The 22094-nt window shown below is 63.1% G+C and carries 21 protein-coding genes; 15 read left to right on the top strand and 6 right to left on the bottom strand.

All coding sequences use genetic code 11. From position 1 onward, the window contains the following. Positions 1-191: 191 nt before the first annotated feature. A complete protein-coding gene (locus AQ611_RS23640; protein ID WP_059512776.1) occupies positions 192-1115 on the top strand; it encodes a LysO family transporter in 924 nt (307 codons plus the stop codon). A gap of 267 nt (positions 1116-1382) precedes the next feature. Then, positions 1383-2498 carry a succinylglutamate desuccinylase/aspartoacylase family protein gene (locus tag AQ611_RS23650; RefSeq protein ID WP_069236267.1) on the top strand — a complete coding sequence of 372 codons (1116 nt, stop codon included), beginning with the start codon at positions 1383-1385 and terminating at the stop codon, positions 2496-2498. Between the two features lie 52 nt (positions 2499-2550). On the opposite strand, the gene AQ611_RS23655 is transcribed toward AQ611_RS23650, so the two are convergent. Beyond that, complete coding sequence (locus AQ611_RS23655) at positions 2551-3357, bottom strand: MetQ/NlpA family ABC transporter substrate-binding protein (protein ID WP_069236268.1); 807 nt, start codon at positions 3355-3357, stop codon at positions 2551-2553. A 307-nt stretch (positions 3358-3664) separates the two neighbouring features. Between AQ611_RS23655 and AQ611_RS23660 the strand changes: the two genes are divergently transcribed. The 3 genes from AQ611_RS23660 (at position 3665) to AQ611_RS23670 (ending at position 5880) form a co-directional block, all read left to right on the top strand. Then, on the top strand, positions 3665-4819 hold the full coding sequence (locus AQ611_RS23660) for a porin (RefSeq protein ID WP_059512768.1): 1155 nt from the start codon (positions 3665-3667) through the stop codon (positions 4817-4819). Positions 4820-5026: 207 nt separating this feature from the next. Next, positions 5027-5287, top strand: a complete 261-nt coding sequence (locus tag AQ611_RS23665; RefSeq protein ID WP_059512766.1) for a DUF2866 domain-containing protein — start codon at positions 5027-5029, stop codon at positions 5285-5287. 206 nt (positions 5288-5493) lie between these two features. Next, entirely contained in the window at positions 5494-5880 is a 387-nt protein-coding gene (locus AQ611_RS23670) for a DUF6232 family protein (RefSeq protein WP_069236269.1), read from the top strand. Positions 5881-5936: 56 nt separating this feature from the next. On the opposite strand, the gene AQ611_RS23675 is transcribed toward AQ611_RS23670, so the two are convergent. Further along, on the bottom strand, positions 5937-6950 hold the full coding sequence (locus tag AQ611_RS23675; RefSeq protein ID WP_374755060.1) for an alpha/beta hydrolase family protein: 1014 nt from the start codon (positions 6948-6950) through the stop codon (positions 5937-5939). Positions 6951-7112: 162 nt separating this feature from the next. Here AQ611_RS23675 and AQ611_RS23680 point away from each other — a divergent pair, with 162 nt between their 5' ends. The 4 genes from AQ611_RS23680 (at position 7113) to AQ611_RS23695 (ending at position 11278) form a co-directional block, all read left to right on the top strand. After that, on the top strand, positions 7113-8051 hold the full coding sequence (locus tag AQ611_RS23680; RefSeq protein ID WP_069236270.1) for a LysR substrate-binding domain-containing protein: 939 nt from the start codon (positions 7113-7115) through the stop codon (positions 8049-8051). Between the two features lie 348 nt (positions 8052-8399). After that, on the top strand, positions 8400-9632 hold the full coding sequence (locus tag AQ611_RS23685) for an MFS transporter (protein WP_069236271.1): 1233 nt from the start codon (positions 8400-8402) through the stop codon (positions 9630-9632). Positions 9633-10407: 775 nt separating this feature from the next. Then, positions 10408-10674 carry a translation initiation factor IF-1 gene (gene infA / locus AQ611_RS23690; protein ID WP_059512751.1) on the top strand — a complete coding sequence of 89 codons (267 nt, stop codon included), beginning with the start codon at positions 10408-10410 and terminating at the stop codon, positions 10672-10674. A 313-nt stretch (positions 10675-10987) separates the two neighbouring features. Next, on the top strand, positions 10988-11278 hold the full coding sequence (locus AQ611_RS23695; RefSeq protein ID WP_059512748.1) for a hypothetical protein: 291 nt from the start codon (positions 10988-10990) through the stop codon (positions 11276-11278). A 568-nt stretch (positions 11279-11846) separates the two neighbouring features. On the opposite strand, the gene AQ611_RS26535 is transcribed toward AQ611_RS23695, so the two are convergent. Together AQ611_RS26535 and AQ611_RS23710 are read right to left on the bottom strand one after the other, a co-directional pair. Further along, the gene (locus AQ611_RS26535) at positions 11847-12071 is read right to left on the bottom strand and encodes a hypothetical protein (protein ID WP_059512744.1); all 225 of its coding nucleotides are present in this window, start codon (positions 12069-12071) and stop codon (positions 11847-11849) included. A gap of 151 nt (positions 12072-12222) precedes the next feature. Further along, positions 12223-12426: a cold-shock protein gene (locus tag AQ611_RS23710; protein ID WP_059512873.1), complete on the bottom strand. Its 204-nt coding sequence runs from the start codon at positions 12424-12426 to the stop codon at positions 12223-12225. A gap of 232 nt (positions 12427-12658) precedes the next feature. Here AQ611_RS23710 and AQ611_RS23715 point away from each other — a divergent pair, with 232 nt between their 5' ends. Together AQ611_RS23715 and AQ611_RS23720 are read left to right on the top strand one after the other, a co-directional pair. After that, complete coding sequence (locus AQ611_RS23715) at positions 12659-13198, top strand: LysR substrate-binding domain-containing protein (protein WP_146011751.1); 540 nt, start codon at positions 12659-12661, stop codon at positions 13196-13198. Positions 13199-13349: 151 nt separating this feature from the next. Beyond that, entirely contained in the window at positions 13350-13577 is a 228-nt protein-coding gene (locus AQ611_RS23720) for a hypothetical protein (RefSeq protein ID WP_059512740.1), read from the top strand. Positions 13578-13748: 171 nt separating this feature from the next. On the opposite strand, the gene AQ611_RS23725 is transcribed toward AQ611_RS23720, so the two are convergent. Beyond that, on the bottom strand, positions 13749-15233 hold the full coding sequence (locus AQ611_RS23725; protein ID WP_069236273.1) for a M81 family metallopeptidase: 1485 nt from the start codon (positions 15231-15233) through the stop codon (positions 13749-13751). Further along, positions 15230-16543 carry an MFS transporter gene (locus tag AQ611_RS23730; protein ID WP_069236274.1) on the bottom strand — a complete coding sequence of 438 codons (1314 nt, stop codon included), beginning with the start codon at positions 16541-16543 and terminating at the stop codon, positions 15230-15232. The genes AQ611_RS23725 and AQ611_RS23730 overlap by 4 nt, the downstream gene beginning before the upstream one ends. On the opposite strand from AQ611_RS23730, the gene AQ611_RS23735 reads away from it, so the two are divergent. The 4 genes from AQ611_RS23735 to AQ611_RS23750 all read left to right on the top strand — a co-directional run bounded on the left by AQ611_RS23735 (position 16542) and on the right by AQ611_RS23750 (position 21927). Next, the gene (locus AQ611_RS23735; RefSeq protein WP_069236275.1) at positions 16542-16973 is read left to right on the top strand and encodes a hypothetical protein; all 432 of its coding nucleotides are present in this window, start codon (positions 16542-16544) and stop codon (positions 16971-16973) included. The two genes, AQ611_RS23730 and AQ611_RS23735, sit on opposite strands and share 2 nt — an antisense overlap. A gap of 474 nt (positions 16974-17447) precedes the next feature. Then, positions 17448-19817 carry a TonB-dependent hemoglobin/transferrin/lactoferrin family receptor gene (locus tag AQ611_RS23740; RefSeq protein ID WP_069236494.1) on the top strand — a complete coding sequence of 790 codons (2370 nt, stop codon included), beginning with the start codon at positions 17448-17450 and terminating at the stop codon, positions 19815-19817. Between the two features lie 47 nt (positions 19818-19864). Beyond that, positions 19865-21001 (top strand): hemin-degrading factor, encoded by a 1137-nt coding sequence (locus AQ611_RS23745; protein ID WP_069236276.1) that lies wholly within the window; start codon positions 19865-19867, stop codon positions 20999-21001. Then, complete coding sequence (locus AQ611_RS23750) at positions 20998-21927, top strand: heme/hemin ABC transporter substrate-binding protein (protein WP_069236277.1); 930 nt, start codon at positions 20998-21000, stop codon at positions 21925-21927. The genes AQ611_RS23745 and AQ611_RS23750 overlap by 4 nt, the downstream gene beginning before the upstream one ends. The last annotated feature ends 167 nt before the right edge of the window (positions 21928-22094 follow it).

The raw sequence follows: 22094 nt of genomic DNA on the forward strand, positions 1-22094 counted from the left end.
CCATATTGGAAAACATCGATAAAAACAACATCGCCGCCCATTCACGCTGAGCGGTTTTGTCAAAGGCTTCGTGCTTTTCGATCCGGCATTCTGCCGTTATGTCGGCCCGTCGCGTAAAACCAACGACAATACAGCCCTGGCCGACGCTGTATTATCCCAACCGATTTTCCCCAACCCCTCAGGCTTATTGAATGCAGACGCTCGACACGGCAATTCTTCCGATACTCATTGCGCTTCTGGCAGGATACGTAAGCGGACGGATCATCGGCCAAACGGTCCGAACCGTCCTGGTGCGCCTCATCACGCCGCTCGTTTGGCTGCTCCTGCTGTCGATCGGGCATGAATTCGGCCATGTGCTCAGCCAAGCCTCCGAGGTGGGCTATGTCGTTGCGCTGGCGCTCATGTTCGCCGCGTTGACGACCTTCATCCCGTGGCTCTTGATCGTGCTGGTTCATCGCCCCGAGACGATGCGCGACGGCTCCGCGGGCCAGCGGCACGGGCCGGTCCGGGCGATTCTGAAACCGCTGAAGGAATGCGCGATCGCACTTCTGATGGTGGGGATCGGCGTGACGATCAGCGTCGTGACGATGCCCGCGTGGCTCCTCAAGCTTCCGCTACCGTCGACCAACCAACTGCTCTACGCATTGATCTGGCTGGTAGGCGTCGATTTGATCTCAATCGACGTCAACCGTCAGGTGCTATCGCTGCGCACGCTCGCCGTGCCGATTCTCGTGATACTGGGATCGTGGGCCGGCGGCGCGATCGCATCGACGCTCGGCGGCACGCCGTTTGGGGTGGCGCTGGCGCTGTCGAGCGGCTTCGGATGGTTCACGCTGTCCGGCGTGCTGGTGGCGAAATACCTGGGCAGCACCTATGGCACGGTTGCGTTGCTCACCGATCTGTTCAGGGAACTGTTCGCCATCGTGTTGCTGTATAGCGCCGGAGCGCGTTTCGCTCATCCGTGCATCGGCGCGAGCGGCGCAACGGCCCTGGACTCGACGCTCCCGATCATCAAGCAGACGTGCAGGCCGATCGAGATTCCGGTCGCGCTCGTCAGCGGTCTCATCCTGACCCTGATCGCGCCATTCCTCATTACGCTCTTTCTGATGAAATAAGGGCGGGCTGCTCGACACCATGACCGGCAACGGCAACGCATCGTGCCGTCAAATCGGCGGCATGCCGCGGCCGGTTGCGCTAAGCACGCGCCGCCGCTCTGCGCGCGCCCTCGACAGCGCCGGACCGACACTCGCACACGTCCCCGCATCGCCGAGCAACGCCCCCCGAAACCGCGCCGTGCGTTTGATGCATCCGCGGCAGCCAACGTACAATCGTCATCTCACTGACATCGAACTCACGCCGCGGCTGCGCCGCGCATTCCAATCATGCAAACGCAGACCCATCCGTTGATTTCGCCCGCCATCGGCACGGCTCGCCAGATCACCAGCTTCCACTACGGCCCGCGCAGCGGGAAGAAGGTCTATATTCAGGCGTCGTTGCACGCGGACGAATTGCCGGGCATGCTCGTCGCGACCCTGCTGCGCCGCAAGCTCGAGAAGCTCGAAGCCGCTGGCAGATTGCGTGACGAAATCGTCGTCGTGCCGATCGCGAATCCGATCGGCCTCTCGCAGCATGTGTTCGGCGACCATCTCGGCCGCTTCGAACTCGGCTCGATGCAGAACTTCAACCGCAATTTCCACGATCTGGCGGCGCTCGCGCTCCCGCGCGTCGAAGGCCGCTTGACGCACGATGCAACAAAGAACCTCGCCGCCGTGCGCGCCGCGATCCGCGAAGCGCTCGATGCGCAGAAGCCGCGCACCGAGCTTGAATCGCAACGGCTCGCGCTGCAGCGGCTATCCTACGACGCCGACGTCGTGCTCGACCTGCATTGCGATTCCGATGCGGTCATGCACCTGTATACGAATCCGGATCTGTGGGAAGAAGTCGAGCCGCTTGCGCGCTACCTGGGCGCAAAGGCATCGCTGCTCGCGCTGAACTCGGTGGGCAATCCGTTCGACGAAATCCACAGCTTCTGCTGGTCGGAGCTGCGCAGCCGCTTCGGCGAGCGCTATCCGATTCCGAATGGTTCGATCTCGGTGACGGTCGAGCTGCGCAGCGAGCGCGACGTGTCGTATGCGCTCGCCGAGCACGATGCGCAGGCGCTCGTAGACTATCTGACGCTGCGCGGCGCCATCGAAGGCACGCCCGCGCCGCAGCCGCCGCTCGAATTCGCGGCAACACCGCTTGCAGGCACCGAACCGCTCGTCGCGCCAGTCTCGGGCATCATCGTGTTCCACACGCCGGTAGGCGTGTGGATCGAAGCGGGCCAAGCGGTCGTCGATATCGTCGATCCGCTGACCGAGCGCGTCATTACGTTGAAGAGCAGCGTGTCCGGCGTGCTGTACGCACGCCAGATCGCGCGTTTCGCGACAGCCGGCATGGAAATCGCGCGGATCGCCGGAGCGACGCCGTTCCGGACCGGTTCGCTGTTGTCGGCTTGAGCCGGCGGGGCATGGTCGGCGCTTGCCTAAAAGCACGCGCCGCCCATGCCCGTCAAAACGCCGGAACGATCGCGCCGTTGAACTTCGTTTCGATGAACTTGCGCACTTCGTCCGATTCATACGCGGCGACGAGTTTCTTCACCCAAGGCTTGTCCTTGTCCTGCGTGCGCACGGCGATCAGGTTCGCGTATGGCCCCTTCAGATCCTCGATTGCGATCGCATCCTTCACCGGCGTCAGCCCGGCCTTCACCGCGTAGTCGGTGTTGATCGATGCCGCGTCCAGATCCGGCAGCGCGCGCGGCAGTTGCGCGGCGTCAAGTTCGACGAGCTTGAGCTTTTTCGGATTTTCCGCGACGTCGAGCGGCGTCGCATTCGCGCCGGTCCCCGCCTTCAACTTGATCAGCCCGTACTTCTGCAACAGCCTCAGCGCGCGATTGCCGTTCGACGGATCGTTCTGAATCCCGACCTTCGCACCGGCCGGCAGATCCTTGAGCGATTTGTATTTCTTCGAGTAAAAGGCCATCGGCATCACGTAGGTCAACCCGACGCTGACGATCTTATAGCCGCGCTTGTCGATCTCGCTGTCGAGGAACGGCTGATGCTGAAAACCGTTCGCATCGAGATCGCCTGCGGCAAGCGCCGCGTTCGGCTGCACGTAATCGTTGAATTCGATCACCTTGAGCGCGAGCCCGTCGCGCGCGGCGACTTTCGTCACCACCGACCAGATGTCCGCGTCCGGGCCGCTCATCGTGCCGACCTTCAGCGCCGTGCCATCCGCATGTGCGAGCGTTGCCGCCAACGCCAACGCCAACGCCGCGCCGCCCGCCAGCCGGCGGAAGATCGAAGTCAATCTCTGCATGGTGTTCCCTTCCGGTCCTGATTGATTATTCATTTAAAGCGCGCATCGTCGCATGCCGCGCCGCAGGGGCCAACCAAGCGATTTTCATACAGATATTCCAGCGCGCGGGCGCACCGCCCGGTTCACGGCAGCGCCGAACCGCCATGCGCATGCTGGCGGTCCAGTGTGGCGCGGGCGCGACATCCAGACATTGTGACAGCCGTTGTCATATTCATTAAGTGCGCCATCGATACAGTTCGCTTCCGTTCCTTCCAGGCGCCTTAAAGAGCGTCGCGGAACCCACCTTTTCTACTCGTCGGAGATTTCCTTGAACAAGAAACTGTTGACCACCGCTATCCTCGCAGCAACGGCGAGCGCGGCGCATGCGCAAAGCAGCGTCACCCTGTACGGCATCATCGATGCCGGTATCAGCTATGTGAACCACAGCAAGAACGCAACCGGCGGCTCGAGCAAGCTCTTCAAGTATGACGACGGCGTCGCGCAAGGCAGCCGCTGGGGCCTGCGCGGCACCGAAGATCTGGGCGGCGGTCTGCGCGCGATCTTCGTGCTCGAAAACGGCTTCAACAGCGGCAACGGCACGATCGGCCAGGGCGGCGCGATCTTCGGCCGTCAAGCTTACGTGGGCCTGTCGCAACAAGCATACGGCACGCTGACGTTTGGTCGCCAGTACTCGTTCTCGACCGACATCCTCGGCTCGAACTACTCGACGGGCGGCAACACGGTCGCGGGCAACTACGCGTACCACGTCAACGATATCGACCAGCTTACGTCGAGCCGCATCAACAACGCGGTGAAGTTCCAGAGCGCGAACTACGCCGGCTTCACGTTCGGCGCGTTGTACGGCTTCTCGAACTCGACGAACTTCGCCGGCGCGCCGGCGACGACGGCGGGCACGACGACCACGCCCGGTTCGTCGCGCGCGTACAGCTTCGGCCTGAACTATGCGAACGGCCCGATCGGCATCGGCGCGGCATACACCGACATCCGCTATCCGAGCCAAGCCACGCCGGCATTCTCGACGACGGTCGCGAACATCGGCCTCGGCACGGTGCGCGATCTGCGCAGCTACGGCGTCGGCGCACGCTACATCTGGGGTCCGGCGTCGCTCTGGGCGCTGTGGACGCGCACGCAATTCGACGCTGTGGGCGCGGCGGGCGCGGCATACAACGCCTACGAAGGCGGCGCGAAGTATGCATTCACGCCGGCGCTGTCGGCTGCGGTCGGCTACACGTATTCGAACCTGACCCGTGCGGGCCAGTCGTATCACTGGAACCAAGTCAACACCGCGCTCGACTACGCGCTCAGCAAGCGCACGGACGTGTACGGCCTTGTCGTCTACCAGCAAGGTTCGGGCAACGGCGTGCAGGCGCAGATCGGCTCGTCGACGAGCTACTTCAACACGTCGGGCACGGGTTCGAAGAACCAGATCGCCGCGCGCGTCGGTATCCGCCACAAGTTCTGAGCCAGCGCTCGGCAATTCGCGGCATATCGCGGCAAAACGCCCCGCACTTCGTGCGGGGCGTTTTTTTTGCGCCTTTTAAGTTTCGCTTAATTCTGAATTGAGAGGATACTCACACCCCCCCTGTTGGCCGCCTGAGCATCGGCGGCATTTTTTTATCCGGATCGAGGCGGCACGCGCCGCCCATGCAAGACAGGATCGGAGGAAACGATGATTGAGGATACCGTTTTCAGCGGTCTGCATACGTTGCTCACGCACGAACATGCATTCCCGGTGCAGAGCTGCCGCGTTTCGGTCACCATGCAGCGGCCATGGGGACGCCCGTATCGTCTCGTCGAATGGACGATGCATCTCGATGCGCCCGCGCGCCGCCGGATCGTGCCGGCCGAAAGCACCGAAGCCGAAATCGCCGAGGCCGTCGCGTCTCACGTGCCGGGGCGGCTGTACGAAGGCGGCACCGCACTATATTGACGTGCATTGCGGTGTGCATCGGCGCGGCAGCAGCATGACGCTGTCTCGATAGCTGTCCTGACGATCATCATCCTGGCCGGCTTGGCTGGCCTGGTCACCGTTCTTTCCGCTCGCGGCCTTCCATTGCCGCGCGCTGCGGCATCGGGTCTCGCTATCCCCGCGGGTAAATCTGTTACCCTGCGCGTTTTCCGTTTTGCAATGCCTCGATGGAAAACGCCTTCAACGAACGCGGCGTGACGATCACGCGCAACGGCCTGTCCGCCGGCGGGCAACTCTTCGCGCTGCGCGAAATTCGTGATGTCGAAGTTCTGACTATCCCCAAAAATAAGCTCGTGCCGTGGTCGATCTCGCTGATCGGGCTCGCCGCCGCGATCTACGGCGGCCTGAGCGGCACGAACGTGCTGCTCGTCGCGGGCGTGATGCTCATCGTCGTCGGTTATCTGGCGTGGACCACGCAGGATGTCACTCATCAGCTCATCGTCGTCATGCCCGACGGCAAGCACGAAGCGCTCACCAGCGTCGAGCGCGATTTCGTCGAGCGAGCGGCGCGTGCGGTGCGCGCGGCGCAAGCCGCAAACGCTGCCGCGCCTTGATGCAGCCCGACACGACCTTCGCCGTGCGCATGGCCCATCATCGCGGCCGACCCGATTCACTCGGCATCGGCGCAATCACGCTGCGACACGATCCGGCCGGGCGTGGACGGCGCCATCCGGCCGTTCTTCAGCCAATCGAGCGAAATCGGCCACAGGCTCGCCTCGAAGCGGCTGTGAAAAAACGCGAAGTGCCCGATGCGATCCGCGCCGATCGCATCGGGAGAAATCCGCAGATGCACGACGCGGCTGCGCGTGAAATACCGGAGCAGCCGCTCGATCGCCGAAACCGTGCCGAATTCGTCGTCGGTGACGCTTGTCGCGAGCACCGGTGCGCGCAGTGCCGCAAAGCGGCGCACCAGCGCACGGCGTTGCACGTCGTCGCGCAAAATCGGCGCGCGGCGATAGGTATCCTCGAAATTCGGCCGGCTGCGGCTCCACGACAGCGCAACGCCCTTCGGCGTATCCTCCATCCAGCCGAAGCGCTTGGCCGGAACATAGCCGCAGAGCGCCGCGAGCAGCGGCATCAGCCAATGCCATTTCCACAGCATTGAAAACTTGTGCCGGGCCGCGTAGTCGCGCCAATACGCATACTGCGCTCCCATCATGAACACGCGGCGAATCCGTGCGTTCGACGGCGCGAGTCCAACCACGAAGCCGCCGATGCTGTGCGCGACCACATCGATCGGCTGCCCCGCAAACGCATCGAGCACATGGCGCAGCACCGCTTCGAAATCGAGTTCGCCCCAGTCGAGCCAGGTGGCGTCGAAATGTGCAAGCCGCGCGGGCCGTGATTCGCCGATGCCGCGATAATCGTAGACGATCGCATCGTAACCGTGCCGATGCAAATACGCGGCGAAGCGGAAATAGTACCGGCAGCGCACCGATGTCGCCGCGTTGACGATGACCACGGGCCTCGGCTCGCCGCCAGCGGGCACCGCGCGGTGGCGCCAAACGAAACCCTTGATCGGATAGCCGTCGGCCGCCGTCACGGTGATCGGCTCCGGCTCGGTTAAGCCCGTGTCGTTATCGTCTGTCCCGCTCGCTACGCTGATTTCGCCCGTCCCGGTCATTTCGCTCATCCCATCATCCTCAGCATGCACGCCCGTCATGCGCACCACCGCTGCCGGCGAGCCGCATCGCGGTTCGTGCGGATTGCACCGCATTGCCTATTGCACTTGACCTTCGCGATTCGCTCAATCAATCTTCCCGCATCTCTCGCATGAGGAGTGCGCATGGCAGTCCCTCTCGTCAAGCTCCCGCCGCTCGATCTGATCCGCGGTTTTGTCGCGGTCGGGCGGCGCATGAGCATCACCGTCGCCGCGCAGGATCTGTGCGTCACACAGTCTGCCGTCAGCCGGCAGATCAATGCGCTCGAAACAACTCTCGGCGTGCGCCTGCTCAACCGCGGTTACCGGTCCATCTCGCTCACCGCCGACGGCGAGCGGCTGTTTCGCGCGGCAGACGGCGCGATCCAGCAATTGCAGGAAGCCGTCGACGCGCTTACGCATCCGACGACGCGCCAGCCGGTGACGATCACCGCGAGCATCGGCGTCGCCGCGTTGTGGCTGCTGCCGAGGCTCGGCAACTTGCAGCGCCGTCATCCCGACATCGATCTGCGCGTCGCCGCAAACGACAAGATACTCGACGCGCGCGCCGAGGGCATCGATCTGGCCATCCGCTATTCGCCGGCGAGCAGCGCGCCGCCTGCGTCGATCCGCCTGTTCGACGAATCGATCATGCCCGTCGCCCATCCGTCGCTCGGGGTCCACACACTCGACGCCGCCGCGCTCGCCCGCCACGTGCTGCTCGAATTCGACGGTCCGCGCCGGCCGCTGCTGCGGTGGTCCGATCATTTGAGCGCGCTCGGCCTTGACGATGCGCCCACACGCGGCATTCTGCGCTTCAACCAGTACGACCAGGTGATCCAGGCAGCGCTGGCGGGCAGCGGAATCGCACTCGGACGGCGTGCGCTCGTCGAGCCGCTGCTCGCGGAAGGCCGGCTTGTCGCGATTGGCGAGCCCGGCGCCGGCCGTGCATCCGGGCACGCGTATTGGCTTCATCAGACCGAAGCGGTGGCGCGCGACGATGTGCGCGCGGTGGTCGCATGGATCATGGACGAAGCCTCCGCGATGGCGGATGCGGACGTGGATGCCGATGCCGATCCGGCTTGACGATCGCGCTGACGCCTCCGGAAGACGCAACATGTTTCGCCGCGCCGCCGAGGCGCGCAATGCACGTTGAAATCAAACGGCATATGACCCGCGACGCCGGTGCGCACCGGCCAACCCGCCACGAAACCCCATGCCAGCGGCGCTCTCCCCCGCCGTCGCCCCGCTCGCATGCGTGCCACGCATGCGAATTCAACCTAAGAGTCACTTGAGCAGCCGCACCCGTCAGCGCTTTAATGGCCAAACGACGGTCGCCGAACGCGCGCCCGTCGAAGTCGAATCCGCACGGCGCGCGCAGCGTTGCCGGCCGCGCGACGACACTTGGTCGAATCGAACACATGACGGAGACATATGGTGATCGGACCCGCAGACGCGTGGCAACACCGCTGGCGACTCGTAGTGGCAGGCGGACTTCTGATGGGCGCGGCGCTCGGCGTGCGCAATGTGCAGGGGCTGTTTCTGCTGCCCGTCACCATCGAGCACGGCTGGCCGCGCGAGACATTCGGCTTCGCGCTGGCGCTGCAAAACCTGCTGTGGGGTGTCGCGCAACCGTTCACCGGCATGATCGCGGACCGCTTCGGTTCTGCCCGCGTAATCGCCGCAGGCGCGGTGCTCTACGCACTCGGCCTCGTCGTGATGGCGCACACGGCGTCGGCCGGCGTCTATACGCTGGGAACCGGTGTGCTGGTTGGAATCGCGCTATCCGGCACCGCGTTCGGCGCGGTGTATGGCGCGCTGTCGCGGTTGTTTCCGGCCGAGCAGCGTGCTTGGGCGCTCGGCGTCGCCGGAACGATCGGCGGCCTCGGCCAGTTCTGCATGGTGCCGCTTACGCAACAGATGATCGCCGGGCTCGGCTGGGTGTCGGCGATCGTCGTGCTCGCCGCCGTGATGTTTGCTACCGCGCCGCTCGCCGCTTGGCTGCGCGAGCGCCGTGCCGAACCCGGCGTGCCCGGCGATGACGGACAAACGATGCGGGCGGCGATTCGCGAAGCGCTATCCCACCGTGGCTTCTGGCTGCTGAATCTCGGTTTTCTTGCCTGTGGATTCCAGCTTGCATTCATCACCGCGCACCTGCCCGCGTATCTGCTCGACAAAGGCATGAGCGCGCGCCAGGCGGGCATCGCGCTTGCGAGCATCGCACTTGCCAATACGATCGGCACGTTCCTGTGCGGTTATGCGGGCGGCTTTCTGCGTCGCAAGTATCTGCTGTCGGGCATCTACTTCGTGCGCGCGGCCGCGATGCTGCTGTTCGTGACGCTGCCGCTCACGCCTGCGAGCCTCTATGCGTTTTCGTTCGTGATGGGACTCGTCTGGCTCGGCACGGCACCGCTGACAAACGGATTGGTGTCGCAGGTGTTCGGCGTGCGCTACATCACGACGCTGTTCGGCTTCGTATTCTTCGGCCACCAGCTCGGCAGCTTTTTCGGCGTATGGCTCGGCGGCGTCGTGTTCGACGCAACCCATTCATACGATCTGCTGTGGTATGGCTCGGCCGCGCTCGGCGTGATCGCCGCAGTGCTGCATCTGCCGATCGACGATCAGCAAGTCACGCGGCTTGCCGCGCCGGGCGTCAGGCTGACGTGAGGTGAGCGATGCGCTCTTGTCGAAAAACGGCTCGGCCGCATAGCGGATGCGGCAAGTGCATCCGCTATGCCATGCCAATGTGCGACCTCCAGTGCACGCAATGCTGACGGCAATGGCACCCACCAAGCTCGCCGGTCGCATAGCGTTCGTAGTCCTTGCCATTCTCGTGACGATCGGCCTTGCGGCGCTCGTTTCATGGTCTTTCGCGGGGTATCTAACGCCATCGGTGCTGATTTCGCTGCTGTCCGGCTTTTCCTTCTGCGAATAGCAGCGCATAACGACTGCCGCCGCACACGCCGACGACAAATCACCTCACGCGTGCCCGACATCGATGCATCCCGCATCGACGCCGCACAGGCGTGACAGCCGCCCGGACTCTTTGTAACGTAGAACGTGACGCTGCCGGCAGCGGCGTTCAGTTATAATGCAGCACCAACTTCTTTGGAAAACTAACTGTACACTGCACGATAAGACGTGCATTGGCTCGTTGCGAGCCCTTGTTTGACCGATCGCCTGCGAAGCTGGCAAACACGGTATCCTCTGGCGCCTCCAATCCCGATCGGACCGGTATTGCGGCCCCTCGCGCCTGATTCACCCCCTCGCCTGTACGACGCGCATCGCCCCGGCAACGCGAACTATGACGTCTACAACAGGAGGGGCAGCCCATCCCCGCACTTCTCGTCATCGCCCGAGCGTATGTCATTCGGCGCTCGCAACCTCTTGCCTGACCAGGCACCGCATCATCGGTGCCGCACCAATTAACCAGGAACCTTGAATGGCCAAAGAAGAACTGCTGGAACTCGACGGCATCGTAGACGAAGTACTGCCGGACAGTCACTACCGCGTCACGCTCGACAATGGCGTCGTGGTGGGTGCGTATGCGTCTGGCCGTATCCGAAAGAATCACATCCGCATCCTTGCAGGGGATCGTGTCACGCTGGAACTCTCCGTGTACGATCTGACAAAAGGAAGGATCAATTTTCGACACAAGGACGAACGCAGCGGCGGCTCAACGCGCAGAACAGCCTTTCGCCGCCGTTGACACGAGTACGAAAGCCTTGGGGCGGCATCATGGCGGAACCATGATGCCGCCCTGAAACCCGGCCCTCCGACGCTTTGTCAACGAAGCACGGGCAAGTAAATTTCCGCTGTACAAGTCCGGCAATGGGCGTAGCATGAAGCGAATGATTGCCCGGGCCCGTTCCCGCATATCCGCAGACTTCTTTTCGATGAAACAGGGCTGCCCGCTTTCATCGCAAGCCGAACAACGCGGCCGATCGTGTGAAGACTGAATTCAGTCGCTCGCACTGCTACTGTCTTGCGCCGCATGGTGATGCGGCCTCAGAGGTACCCCGATGGCAACTAGCTTCCGTCTCTACCGCGGGTTGGAAATTTACCCGCTTGTTTATCCACGTCATACCACCGAGCCCGGATACGGGCATAACTACGACGAGGGCTTCAACGCCGCCGTGCGCATCCAGGAGCCGGAAAACCCCGACGGGCCATCGCGCAGCCGAGTATTCCAGCTCCCGGTGGCCAAGCCCTTCCTGAATGCAGGTGATGCGCGGCGAGCATCAACTGCCTATGCGGAGCACCTCATCGACACCTGCTCGCAAGACACGAGCGTCCTCGACCTTGAATTGTGATTCGTCGCGTCCCACGCCAAGCGCTCGCCAGCGCGCCCCTGCGTCGGGATACGCAGGCAAAAAATAGAGGTTTTATATGGACAGAACCGACCTATTGAAGCGGATCCGACGTGACGGCTCCGGCATTGTCGACCAATTTTTGCCGTTTGGAGCTCGCGCCGAGTTAGACGGTGTCCTCCGCGACGGTCATCACGAGATCGATGCGAGTGCATGGCTAATGTTCGTGTCCATTCGCGCACTCTTGCGTAACGACGGCATGGCGAGTTGCGAGTCGGACCATGAGGCGAGCCAAATCATGGCCCTTCTGAACACGTAACGGCAATTTACCCGTCACGCTACGTTCCGCAGCGGTCATGGCCGCGCGGCAATCATGCAATAAGAGAGAATTCGCTTCAATTCAGCCCGCTTCGCCATCGACCTGACGCCGCGCCGCGCAAACGGCGAATACGTGGCCGATGCTCACGCAAGGATTTGGCGCAGGCGTGGCTCGATGCACGCTTCGGCTGAAAAACCGGGCAAACCGGAAACTGAAGAGGTGCGGTCGTGCTTTCAGACCGGCGACGTACCGTCAACCTCGCGTATCGATCCAGTCTCGCGCCCATTGATCGGAATAACCGCGCGCGTCGTCCTCATTGACGAAATACCCGAGCGAATAAAACTCGTAGCACATGAGCCCGGACCGAACATCGGAGCGGGCGAGTGTCACATTTGACGAGAAACAACCATCCGGCAGGCAGTGAGCTGACGGGGATACCGTGTATCCGCGATATTGGATAGGAGTAGAAATTTTCATTGTTGTTATTGGTGAAATAAGGTCCAGTGTAGAACGGTGTCTCCCACAGAGAATTTGATCTGTCTGGATCAATGGACAAGGCCCGAAGGGCCGAGACTACGCCAATGCAGTGGGAAGCGTCCACTATCCAACACAGTGGACGCCCAAAAATTTACAACGGCTTGATATTCGATGCCTGAAGCCCCTTAGGGCCGCGCTTCGTCTCGAAGCTGACTTTTTGATTTTCAGCCAAGGTTTTGAACCCGTCACCCGAGATTTCCGAAAAATGCGCAAACAGATCTGCGCCACCTGCGTCCGGGGTGATGAAGCCAAAGCCTTTGCTTTCGTTGAACCACTTTACGATACCGGTATCCATGTTGAATCCCTCAAAAAAATAAGTTGACTGTTCCCGTTGCGCAAGCGACGGGGAAGCATCAAGAGGGAACAAGAGGACAACGGACTCCGCGCAAATGGCGGACAAGAGATGAGCACCAATCGAACTTCCTGAATACTTCAGCTATACACGGTACGCGAATCACCAGCCGGGGTCAATCGATTTCGCGATACCAAACGTAACGGGTAACGGCTCAAAATGTGAAATATTGTCCGTGGATCGCGTCCCAAATGCCATACCGTACCCAAACGATACGCGGATAGCCGCTTCTATAATCGGTTCGCATCGAATTCTTGGTGGCATCATGACTTCAGCCACTTGCTCAGATTTGCCGCGGCCTCCGTTTCGTGCGATCGGCCGGCGCGCGCATCCGTCCCTCGTCGTCGACAATCTCTCCCATCTTCTGAATGACCGCATCGATCTCGCAATCCACTTTGGCGTGCCGCCGGACAGTTCAACGGTTACAAAGCAGATGACGGACAATTACCGCGTGACGTGCGCCTCGCCGTCATACATCGCCGCACACGATAAGCCGACGCAGACAGACGCGCTTGCCGACCTAGACTTCATCTTCCTGTTGATTTCGACTAAGCCATCAAGCGGACGGCGCTTCTCGCGGGACGGTAAAACGGGGAATGTTCGCGTGCCAGCACATCGCGCACACGCGACCGACGGCGGCGCAGTTGCGCGCGAATGGGCGCTCGAAGGGCGTGGCATCGTGATGAAATCGATCTGGGACGTAGCAGGGGCCTGAAGACCGATAGGTTGTGCCAACTGTTGCCGAGCAGCAGCGCTGCCCTGACGCGCCGGCCCATGTGCTGCTCCAGGCGTCCGCCGCAATGCATTACGATCAACAACAGGCATACCGTCCCACCACGCCACTCGTTTCCTCAACGGAGGCCAGCATGAACACCCATACCCTGTCCGGCATGCTTCACGCACAGGAATTGCTGCTCGTGTCGCTGATTCGCACCCTTGCGCCGGAAACCAAACGCGCGCTCGGCGACGAGTTTATTCGTCAAATCGAGCTTGCCGAAACGTCGCATCTCGACGTGCCCGCCGAACATGACGCGCATCATGCGTATCTCGCCCACGTTCGCAGGCTGCTCATCCGGCTCGAATCGTTGTCATAGCGCAGATAGCACGAATGGTGTGAATAATGCGCCTCTCTGCCGCTGTCCGAATGAACGCTCGCAGTAAATGACCGCGCGGCTTCGCCGCGCCTGGCAGTGAGCGGCAGGGGTAGACCGTTAGTTGCGTTAAAGAGGCCAAACGAACGCCGCCATGCAACGTCTGCCGCCCATTCAAACTCCAGGCGCGCGTCCCGCGTTGCCCCCGGGCGATAACCGCATCGCCGGGTCCAGCTTCTTCCACGACAGGCGGGCCGGATCGGTCACGATCCCGGCCTGCGTGCGCGCGATCAGAATTTCCTCCGCAATTGGCTCGAATGCCGCACGAAAATGCACTGAACTCTTGTTGACGAGAACCGCCATCCGCTCAGGCTCGATTCCGACCATCCGATACAAGTTGCGATCCAGCAACTGCGTCTTCATGCTAGTCACGACCACGCGCACGTCTTCGACGCGAAGGCACGCGCATAGCCCAAGGCGCAACTCCGTGCCGCGCATCATCGGACCTTCGAGCTTGCAGCGGCCGTCCGCCAGCGCTTCGACGAAACACCGCACGGGCAGCGGCCGGGCCGTGTGCGCGGCGAGCGTCAGATCGACGCTCGCGCCCACGCCCGCCGCATGCGCCGCGGCCGCAGCCGCGGGATCGTAAAGCAGGCCAAATGCGGCGCGCGGCACGCGATGGCGCAGCAGCGCCTCGAGTATTTCCGTGGTATCCGAGCCCGCGCCCGCGCCGGGGTTGTCGTGCGTATCGGCGATGACGACCGGGCCGGCCGCCGAGCGTGCAATCTCCTTGGCGCGCAGCACCGCTTCGTCAGCCGACAGATAAGCCGCTTGCCAATTCTCCTCATCGGCGCAAAACACCTGCTCGAGCCGCGCAATCGCGTCATCCAGCTCCGCGCGGTTCACCCCGTCGCCCCAGATCGCCGGGCCGCACTCGCAAATATCGGCGGACGGAAAGCCGAGCGTAACCGATAGATCGACTTCGTATTCGCGCTCCAAGCGCGCAACGAGCGCATACAGATGCGACGCGGGCGCCTGCGACGTCGCCATCGCCTCGATCGGAATCAGGAACGGCATCCGGCGGAACACGCGATGCTCGCGCCGCCCGCCGGAGCCGATCCGCAGCAGCACGCGCGCCGCGCGCGCGCCGGTTTCGGCCATGTCGACATGCGGATAAGTCCGGAACGGCACGAGCGCGTCAGCATGATGGAACATCTGCTCGGTCACGTTCGCATGCAGATCGAGCGATGCGACGATGATCACCCGGGGGCCCACGACCGCGCGCAAACGTTTGAGCAATTCACCTTCGCCGTCGTCGAACCGTTCGGTGACCATCGCGCCGTGCAAGTCGAGATAGATCGCATCGGCTCGAGCGTGCCGCGCACGCTCGACGATCTCGTTCGCGATGCGTTCATATGCGTCGTCGGTCACGAATCCGGACGGCGTCGCGTGCGCCCAGATGCCCGGCATCACTTGATTCGATGTCCTGCCGATCACGTCGATGAACCCCGCGATCGGCAGGTTTTGCGTGCGCAGCGAAAAAATCGCGTCGCCGACGAAAATCGGCCCATACGCGCCGCCGTCGAAATCGTCATATCGCGCGCGCGATGAGACGAATGTGTTGGTTTCATGGCCAAACCCGGCAACAAAGATTTTCATGGACTCACCGCATCGATACGAGGCAAAGGACGCGCGATCAACAGAATCGCACTGAGTAGCAACAACGCTGCAATCGCGAGAAAACCCGCTTCGCCGCTGCCGCTCGCCGACTTGATCCAGCCGATCAGCGTCGGGCTGACGAAGCCGCCGAACAAGCCCAGCGTGTTGATGAATGCGATACCGACGGCCGCGTGCGACGCATCGAGATAATCGGTCGGGATGGCCCAGAAAACCGTATACGACGCATACATCGCCGCGGTCGCGATCGTGATCGCCGTCAACGCGATCGCGAAGCGGTCGAAGCAGTGCGCGGCCACGGCCAGTGCGAGCGCGCCAACGGCCGCCATCAGCGCCGCGTGCGTGCGTCGCTCGCCAAGGCGGTCCGAGTGCCGGCCGACGACAAACATCACCGCGACGGTGACGAGATACGGAATCGCACAATAAAGGCCAATCTCGACGTAGCCGCGCAGGCCCGCTGCTTTGAGAAGGGTCGGCAGCCAGAAACTCACCGCATACAAACCGCTGATCAAGCCAAAGTAGACCGCGGCCAACCGATAGATCTGGCGATTGCCAAGCACGCGCGGCAGCACGTGACGCCACCCGGCGCTATCGCGCCGCGGCCGATGCCGTTCGATGTCTTCCGACACGGCGGTTTGCTCCGCGTACGTCAACCACCGCGCCTGCGCCGGCGATTCGCAAAGAACCACGAACGTGACGACGCCGAGCAACAGTGCGGGCATGCCTTCGAGAATAAACATCCATTGCCAGCCCGCAAGCCCGGCCACACCGGAAAGATTCGCGATGATCCAGCCGGACATGGGCCCGCCGACGATCGAGCCGATCGGCCCGGCGCACAGCAGCAGCGCCATCGCACGCCCCATTCTTTGCGGCGGATACCAGCGGGTCAGAAAGTAGATCATGCCCGGCGCGAAGCCCGCTTCGAATACGCCGAGCAGGAAGCGCAGCAGGTAGAACGTCGTGATGTCGGCGACGAAGCCGGTCGCGATCGACGCCGCTGCCCACAGCACCATGATCCGGCTCAATGTCCGGCGAGCGCCGACCCTGACGAGCAACATATTGCTCGGCACTTCGAACAACATGTAGCCGAGAAAGAAGATGCCCGCGCCAAGGCCATATGCCGCTTCGCTGAAGCCGATGTCGTGCTGCATCTGCAGCTTCGCGAAACCGATGTTGACGCGATCGATATACGCAATGCAATAGCACGTCGCCAGAAACGCGAGCACGCGCAGATTGATCTTCCGGTAAGCGGTCGATAGTGGATCGTCGATCGTTCCGGCTTGGGGAACCATGATTTCCTCGTATATCGAATTATTGAAATTGTTGCGCCGCCAAATTGAAACACAATATAGCGGCAACTCTCGTCATTTTGGTCTGCAACACGTGCAACACGGCATTGCAGACGATTCAACATCCGTCAACCGATTCGACGGGCCGCATACCGGGCTCGATATCGTGGCAGTGACGTCGCGCCGGCAGCGCACCGGCACGATGAAAGCGCTGGTTTACGCTGGCTCGGCCTCATGTATCTGGAATGCGTTGCGTCAAAGCAGCGCCGCACAGTATGGGGTATTCAAAAGTCAAATCAACGCGCCGAAAACGCTTCAACCGGGCACGGCCACCCCCAAATTCATTGGACGAATACTGATTGCACGTCATTTCGAAAAAATAATGTGCGATGCGGGCCGACAATTTCCTAATAATCATGCATTGCTGAATTAGCGCTCAATCGCCGAGATATGCGCTGGCATTTCGTTAGTGCTTGCAATCGCGTCGCATCCGCCGGCATAGCATAGAAATCTCCTTCGTTTTCCATCCGTCGGTGCGTGTTGGCGCGGGCGACGAAAAAGGCAACATGACTATCGTCCGTTGTCCTATGCATCGTGAGGGGCGCGGCCGTCCGGCCAGCCACCGCGATGCGCGTCCGTGGCCCGGTCAGCATTGGGGATGCGCGCCGGCCGAAGGCCCAGAGCGATCTGCCGCCTGTCCGGCAGACAGCCTTGCGGGCTCCATGATTTCGCCTTTTCGGTTGAAATGATAATAATTCTCAATTACACTTTGCATTCTAACTGACGGATTTTTCCTTTCACCCCGCCTGCGGCCTGATCGCGCAGGCGGCCAGCCAGGTGCATGCGTCACCCAGCCAGCCTTCGGGCTCATTCGACACTGGGAGACCAAACCGTGCATCAACCTTTGTTGGCGTGCCGGCCGCTTCGCGCCGCACTGACCGGCGCTTTCGGCCTCTGCGCGGCAGCCGCGTCCGCCGCCGACGCCGCATCCACCTTCGTGCCGCGCACCGCTTCCGCGCCGCTTGCCGCGAACGCCACGCCGCAACCTGCCGCACGCGATGCCGCCGCACCCCGCGCGGCCGCGACAACGCATCCGGCGCGCGCCAAACCCATTTCCGGCGCATCCGAACCCGGCGCACTCGCCGCGCACGGCGATGGGCGCACGCTCGATCCGATTACCGTCACCGCCACGCGCACCGCATCCGCCGCGAGCCGCATCGCGGCGAGCGTATCGACGCTGACCGACACCGATCTCGAAGAGCAACAGGCGGCGTCCATCAAGGACGCGCTGCGCTACGAACCCGGCGTCACCGTGCGCCGCCCGCCGTATCGCCCGGCGGGCGCGGCATCGGCGGGCGGCCGCGGCGGTGATTCGAGCATCAACATCCGCGGCCTCGAGGGCAATCGCGTGCTGCTGATGGAGGACGGCATTCGCCTGCCGAGCGCGTTTTCGTTCGGCCCGCTCGAAGCGGGCCGCGGCGACTACGCGGATCTCGACACGCTCAAGCGCATCGAGATTCTACGCGGCCCCGCGTCGGCGCTGTACGGCAGCGACGGCCTGACAGGAGCCGTCAACTTCATCACGAAAGACCCGTCCGACCTGCTATCGGTCTACCGAAAGAAAACTTACTTCTCGCTGCGCCCCGGCTATGACTCGGTCGATCGCAGTTTCGGCGCGACGGTTTCGGCCGCCGCGGGCAACGACCGCATACAGGCGATGTTGATCGCATCCGGCCGCCGCGGACACGAACTCGACACGCACGGCCACGACAATTCGGCAAGCGCCGCGCGCACGAGTGCGAATCCTCAGGATGTCTACACAGAATCGCTGCTCGGCAAGCTGACGTTGATGCCCACCTCTCGCGATACGTTCAAGCTCACCGCCGAAACAGTGCGGCGCCGCATCGACACGAACGTGCTATCGGCGATCAATCCGCCTGCAACGCTCGGCCTCACCGCGAACGACAAGCTCGAACGCAACCGCTTCAGCATCGATTACGACTTCCACGACGATGCCGCCCGCTGGTTCCAGACCGCGCACGTACAGCTCTATTATCAGGAAGCCACGCAGGATCAGTACTCGTTCGAAACGCGCGGCGCAAACTTCCGCTCGCGCTCGCGCGCGAACCGCTATAGCGAGCGCGCGCTCGGCGGCTCGGCATTCGCCGAGAGCGCATTCACGACCGGGCCGCTCGCGCATAAGCTGCTGTACGGCGTGGACGGCAGCGTCGATCGGATCAAGAGCCTGCGCGACGGCACCGTCGCGAGCCCCGGCGAGTCGTTCCCGAACAAAGCGTTTCCCGACACCGACTACACGCTCGTCGGCGCGTTCGTTCAGGACCAAATCAGCCACGCCCGGCTGCTCGTCACGCCGGGGCTGCGCTTGGATGCCTATCGCCTAAGCCCGGCCGCGCGCGATCCGCTCTATCCCGGGCAGGCGGTCAACACGAGCGATCACGCGCTGTCGCCACGCTTGGCGGTGCTGTATCAGGTATCGCCCGCGCTGACTCCATACGCGCAATACGCGCACGGCTTCCGCACCCCGACGCCCGATCAGGTCAACAACAGCTTCTCGAATCCGATCTACGGCTACACGTCGATCGGCAATCCTAATCTGAAGCCGGAAACCAGCGACACGATCGAGGCGGGCCTGCGCGGCACACTCGGCACGGGTCATGGACCGCTGCACTATAGCGTCGCGGCATTCGCGGGCCGTTATCGCAACTTCATCGCGCAGCGCACGATTGGCGGCACCGGCCGCCCAAGCGATCCGCTCGTGTTCCAGTATGTGAATTTCGCGAATGCGCGGATTCACGGCTTCGAAGGACGCGCGCAATGGGTGATGCCGAACGGCTTCACGCTGAAAACGGCGATGGCCTTCACGAAAGGCTCGACGCAGGACAATGGCGCGGCAGGCCAGCCGCTCGACACGATCAATCCGTTCTCCGCGGTGTTCGGCGTGCGCTACGAGCCCAGCGAGCGTTGGTTCGCGCAGGCCGATCTGCTACTGCAGGCAGGCAAACGCCATCGCGACGTGCCGCCGGATACCTGCGCGCAAAAAACCTGCTTCACGCCGCCGTCGTCGTTCGTTGTCGATCTGCGCGGCGGCTATCGCTTCAACAAGCATGTCAGCGCCTATCTGGGCATTCATAACCTGTTCGACCGCAAATACTGGAACTGGTCGGACGTGCGCGGCATCGCCGCCGATTCGAAAGTGCTCGACGCCTATACCGCGCCGGGCCGCAGCGTAGCGGTCAGCATGAAAGTGGATTTTTGATGCGCTTCGCCCACCCTTCCGCCATCCGGCCTTCGAGGAATACCGACATGATGAACATTGCCGCATCCGCTGCCGCGCCCGCGGCCGGCCGCACGCTCGCGCCCGACGAACTGCGCGACGCGTTCCTGCGCCTGAAGGAAACCCGCAAGCTGCGCAACCGCGACGCCGCGCAATTGCTCGGCGTCAGCGAGGGCGAAGCGCTCGCGGCGTTCGCGGGCGAACGCGTCGTGCGGCTCGAGCCGAGTTTCATCGAGCTGTTCGAGGAAATGCCGCGGCTGCGCGGCATCATGGCGCTGACGCGCAATACGGCCGCCATCCACGAGAAAGACGGCGCATTCGAGCAGATGAGCCACGACGGCCCGGTGGGCCTCGCACTCGGCGCGATCGATCTGCGGATTTTCTATCGACACTGGGCATCGGGCTTTGCCGTTCACGAGCCGGCCGCGCACGGGACGATGAAAAGCCTGCAATTCTTCGATACGCACGGCCATGCGGTACATAAGGTTTATCTGCGCAAGCACAGTGATCACGCCGCATTCGATGCGTTCGTGTCGCGCTGGCGCACACCGGCGCAAAACACGCTGCTCGCCGTCGAACCTGAACCGGCCGCGCTCGCCGAGAGGCCCGACGAAGCAATCGACGTTGCCGGCCTGCGCGCCGCGTGGGATGCGATGACCGATACGCATGCATTCCACGGCATGCTCGGCCGTTTCGGCGTCACGCGCACGCAGGCGTTGCGGCTTGCCGGCGCACAACGCGCGCGGCGCGTCGCGCCCGATGCCACGCGCCGCGTGCTCGAGCGCGCGGCGCTGAGCCGGCTGCCGATCATGGTTTTCGTCGGCAATCGCGGGATGATCCAGATCCATACCGGGCCCGTCGGGAACATCCGTCGCACCGGGCCGTGGATCAACGTGCTCGACGAGGGTTTCAACTTGCATTTGCGCGGCGATCTTATCGCGTCGGCATGGGTCGTGACCAAGCCGACGAGCGACGGCCCCGTCACGTCGCTCGAACTGTTCGACACCGCCGGCGAATCGATCGCGATGCTGTTCGGCGCACGCAAACCGGGGCAACCGGAATTGACGGGCTGGCGGGAACTCGTCGGCGCGCTGCAAACGGCGTTCGACGCGAACGCCGATGCACGCGTCGATGCGCATGTCGGCGAAGCCGGAGCGAAGCGATGAGCGGCGCGCGCATCGATATGCGCCGCCGCAAGTGCCTCACTGGCGCAGGCGTGCTGGCGCTGGCCGCCGTCAATCCGCGCACGCTTGCGCACACGCTGCCCCAAACGAGCCTGCGACCTCAGCGCGTCATCGCGATCGGCGGCTCGATCGCCGAGACGATCTATGCATTGGACGGCGCGCGCAACGCGCATCACGAACTCGTCGGCGCCGATACGACATGCACGTATCCGGATGCCGCACGCCGCTTGCCGAAAGTCGGCTACCAGCGCGCGTTATCGGCGGAAGGATTGCTGTCGCTGCGGCCCGATCTCGTACTCGCCTCGTCGCAAGCCGGGCCGCCCGACGCGCTCGCGCAACTCGGGCGCGCCGGCGTGACGGTCAAGACGTTCGACGACACCCACGATGTCGAATCGGTGCGCCGCAAGATTCGCGGCATCGCGCAGGCACTTTCGCTCACGCAAGCGGGCGATGCGCTGCTCGCACGCTTCGAGCGCGATTGGCGGGCGAGCGTCGCACGCGTCGAGGCCGCGCCGCCCCGCACAACGCAACGCACCCCCGCGCGCGTGCTGTTCGTGCTCAACCACACCGGCAATCAAGCGCTCGTCGCCGGCCGGCAAACCGCCGCCGATGCAATGATCCGCTACGCAGGCGCACGCAACGCGATGGCCGGCTTCGATCACTACAAACCGCTGAACGCCGAGGCGCTGGCCAGCGCCGCACCGGACGTGGTGCTGATCACGGACGAAGGGTTGCAGGCGCTCGGCGGCAGCGACGCGCTATGGGCCGCGCCCGGCTTCGCGGCGACGCCGGCCGCGCGCGCACGGCGCATCGTTGCGCTCGACGCATTGTTTCTGCTCGGCTTCGGGCCGCGCCTGCCGCAAGCGGTTGCCGAGTTGCAGCGCCGGCTGAACACCGCCCTCGTATGAACGCGCGCGCTCACATCGCCGTGGCTATGCCGGATTCGATGGATCTTTCGGATTCCATTGTATTTTTGTCGACGACGCGCCGGTCGCCGGGTTCGGCACGCTTAATGCATTCGATAGATTCGACGCAATCGCGAAAGATGCGTTTGGTGAATCCGGCGCGTCTAATG

Origin of the sequence: Burkholderia singularis (genome assembly GCF_001718875.1) — a bacterium.
Taxonomy (GTDB): Bacteria; Pseudomonadota; Gammaproteobacteria; order Burkholderiales; family Burkholderiaceae; genus Burkholderia; species Burkholderia singularis.

Excerpts from the sequence above, each read along its gene's own strand:
- AQ611_RS23640 (WP_059512776.1), top strand. The coding sequence starts at position 192 with ATGCAGACGCTCGACACGGCAATTCTTCCGATACTCATTGCGCTTCTG.
- AQ611_RS23650 (WP_069236267.1), top strand. The coding sequence starts at position 1,383 with ATGCAAACGCAGACCCATCCGTTGATTTCGCCCGCCATCGGCACGGCT.
- AQ611_RS23655 (WP_069236268.1), bottom strand. The coding sequence starts at position 3,357 with ATGCAGAGATTGACTTCGATCTTCCGCCGGCTGGCGGGCGGCGCGGCG.
- AQ611_RS23665 (WP_059512766.1), top strand. The coding sequence starts at position 5,027 with ATGATTGAGGATACCGTTTTCAGCGGTCTGCATACGTTGCTCACGCAC.
- AQ611_RS23670 (WP_069236269.1), top strand. The coding sequence starts at position 5,494 with ATGGAAAACGCCTTCAACGAACGCGGCGTGACGATCACGCGCAACGGC.
- AQ611_RS23675 (WP_374755060.1), bottom strand. The coding sequence starts at position 6,950 with ATGACCGGGACGGGCGAAATCAGCGTAGCGAGCGGGACAGACGATAAC.
- AQ611_RS23680 (WP_069236270.1), top strand. The coding sequence starts at position 7,113 with ATGGCAGTCCCTCTCGTCAAGCTCCCGCCGCTCGATCTGATCCGCGGT.
- AQ611_RS23685 (WP_069236271.1), top strand. The coding sequence starts at position 8,400 with ATGGTGATCGGACCCGCAGACGCGTGGCAACACCGCTGGCGACTCGTA.
- infA (WP_059512751.1), top strand. The coding sequence starts at position 10,408 with ATGGCCAAAGAAGAACTGCTGGAACTCGACGGCATCGTAGACGAAGTA.
- AQ611_RS23695 (WP_059512748.1), top strand. The coding sequence starts at position 10,988 with ATGGCAACTAGCTTCCGTCTCTACCGCGGGTTGGAAATTTACCCGCTT.
- AQ611_RS26535 (WP_059512744.1), bottom strand. The coding sequence starts at position 12,071 with ATGAAAATTTCTACTCCTATCCAATATCGCGGATACACGGTATCCCCG.
- AQ611_RS23710 (WP_059512873.1), bottom strand. The coding sequence starts at position 12,426 with ATGGATACCGGTATCGTAAAGTGGTTCAACGAAAGCAAAGGCTTTGGC.
- AQ611_RS23720 (WP_059512740.1), top strand. The coding sequence starts at position 13,350 with ATGAACACCCATACCCTGTCCGGCATGCTTCACGCACAGGAATTGCTG.
- AQ611_RS23725 (WP_069236273.1), bottom strand. The coding sequence starts at position 15,233 with ATGAAAATCTTTGTTGCCGGGTTTGGCCATGAAACCAACACATTCGTC.
- AQ611_RS23735 (WP_069236275.1), top strand. The coding sequence starts at position 16,542 with ATGATTTCCTCGTATATCGAATTATTGAAATTGTTGCGCCGCCAAATT.
- AQ611_RS23730 (WP_069236274.1), bottom strand. The coding sequence starts at position 16,543 with ATGGTTCCCCAAGCCGGAACGATCGACGATCCACTATCGACCGCTTAC.
- AQ611_RS23745 (WP_069236276.1), top strand. The coding sequence starts at position 19,865 with ATGATGAACATTGCCGCATCCGCTGCCGCGCCCGCGGCCGGCCGCACG.
- AQ611_RS23750 (WP_069236277.1), top strand. The coding sequence starts at position 20,998 with ATGAGCGGCGCGCGCATCGATATGCGCCGCCGCAAGTGCCTCACTGGC.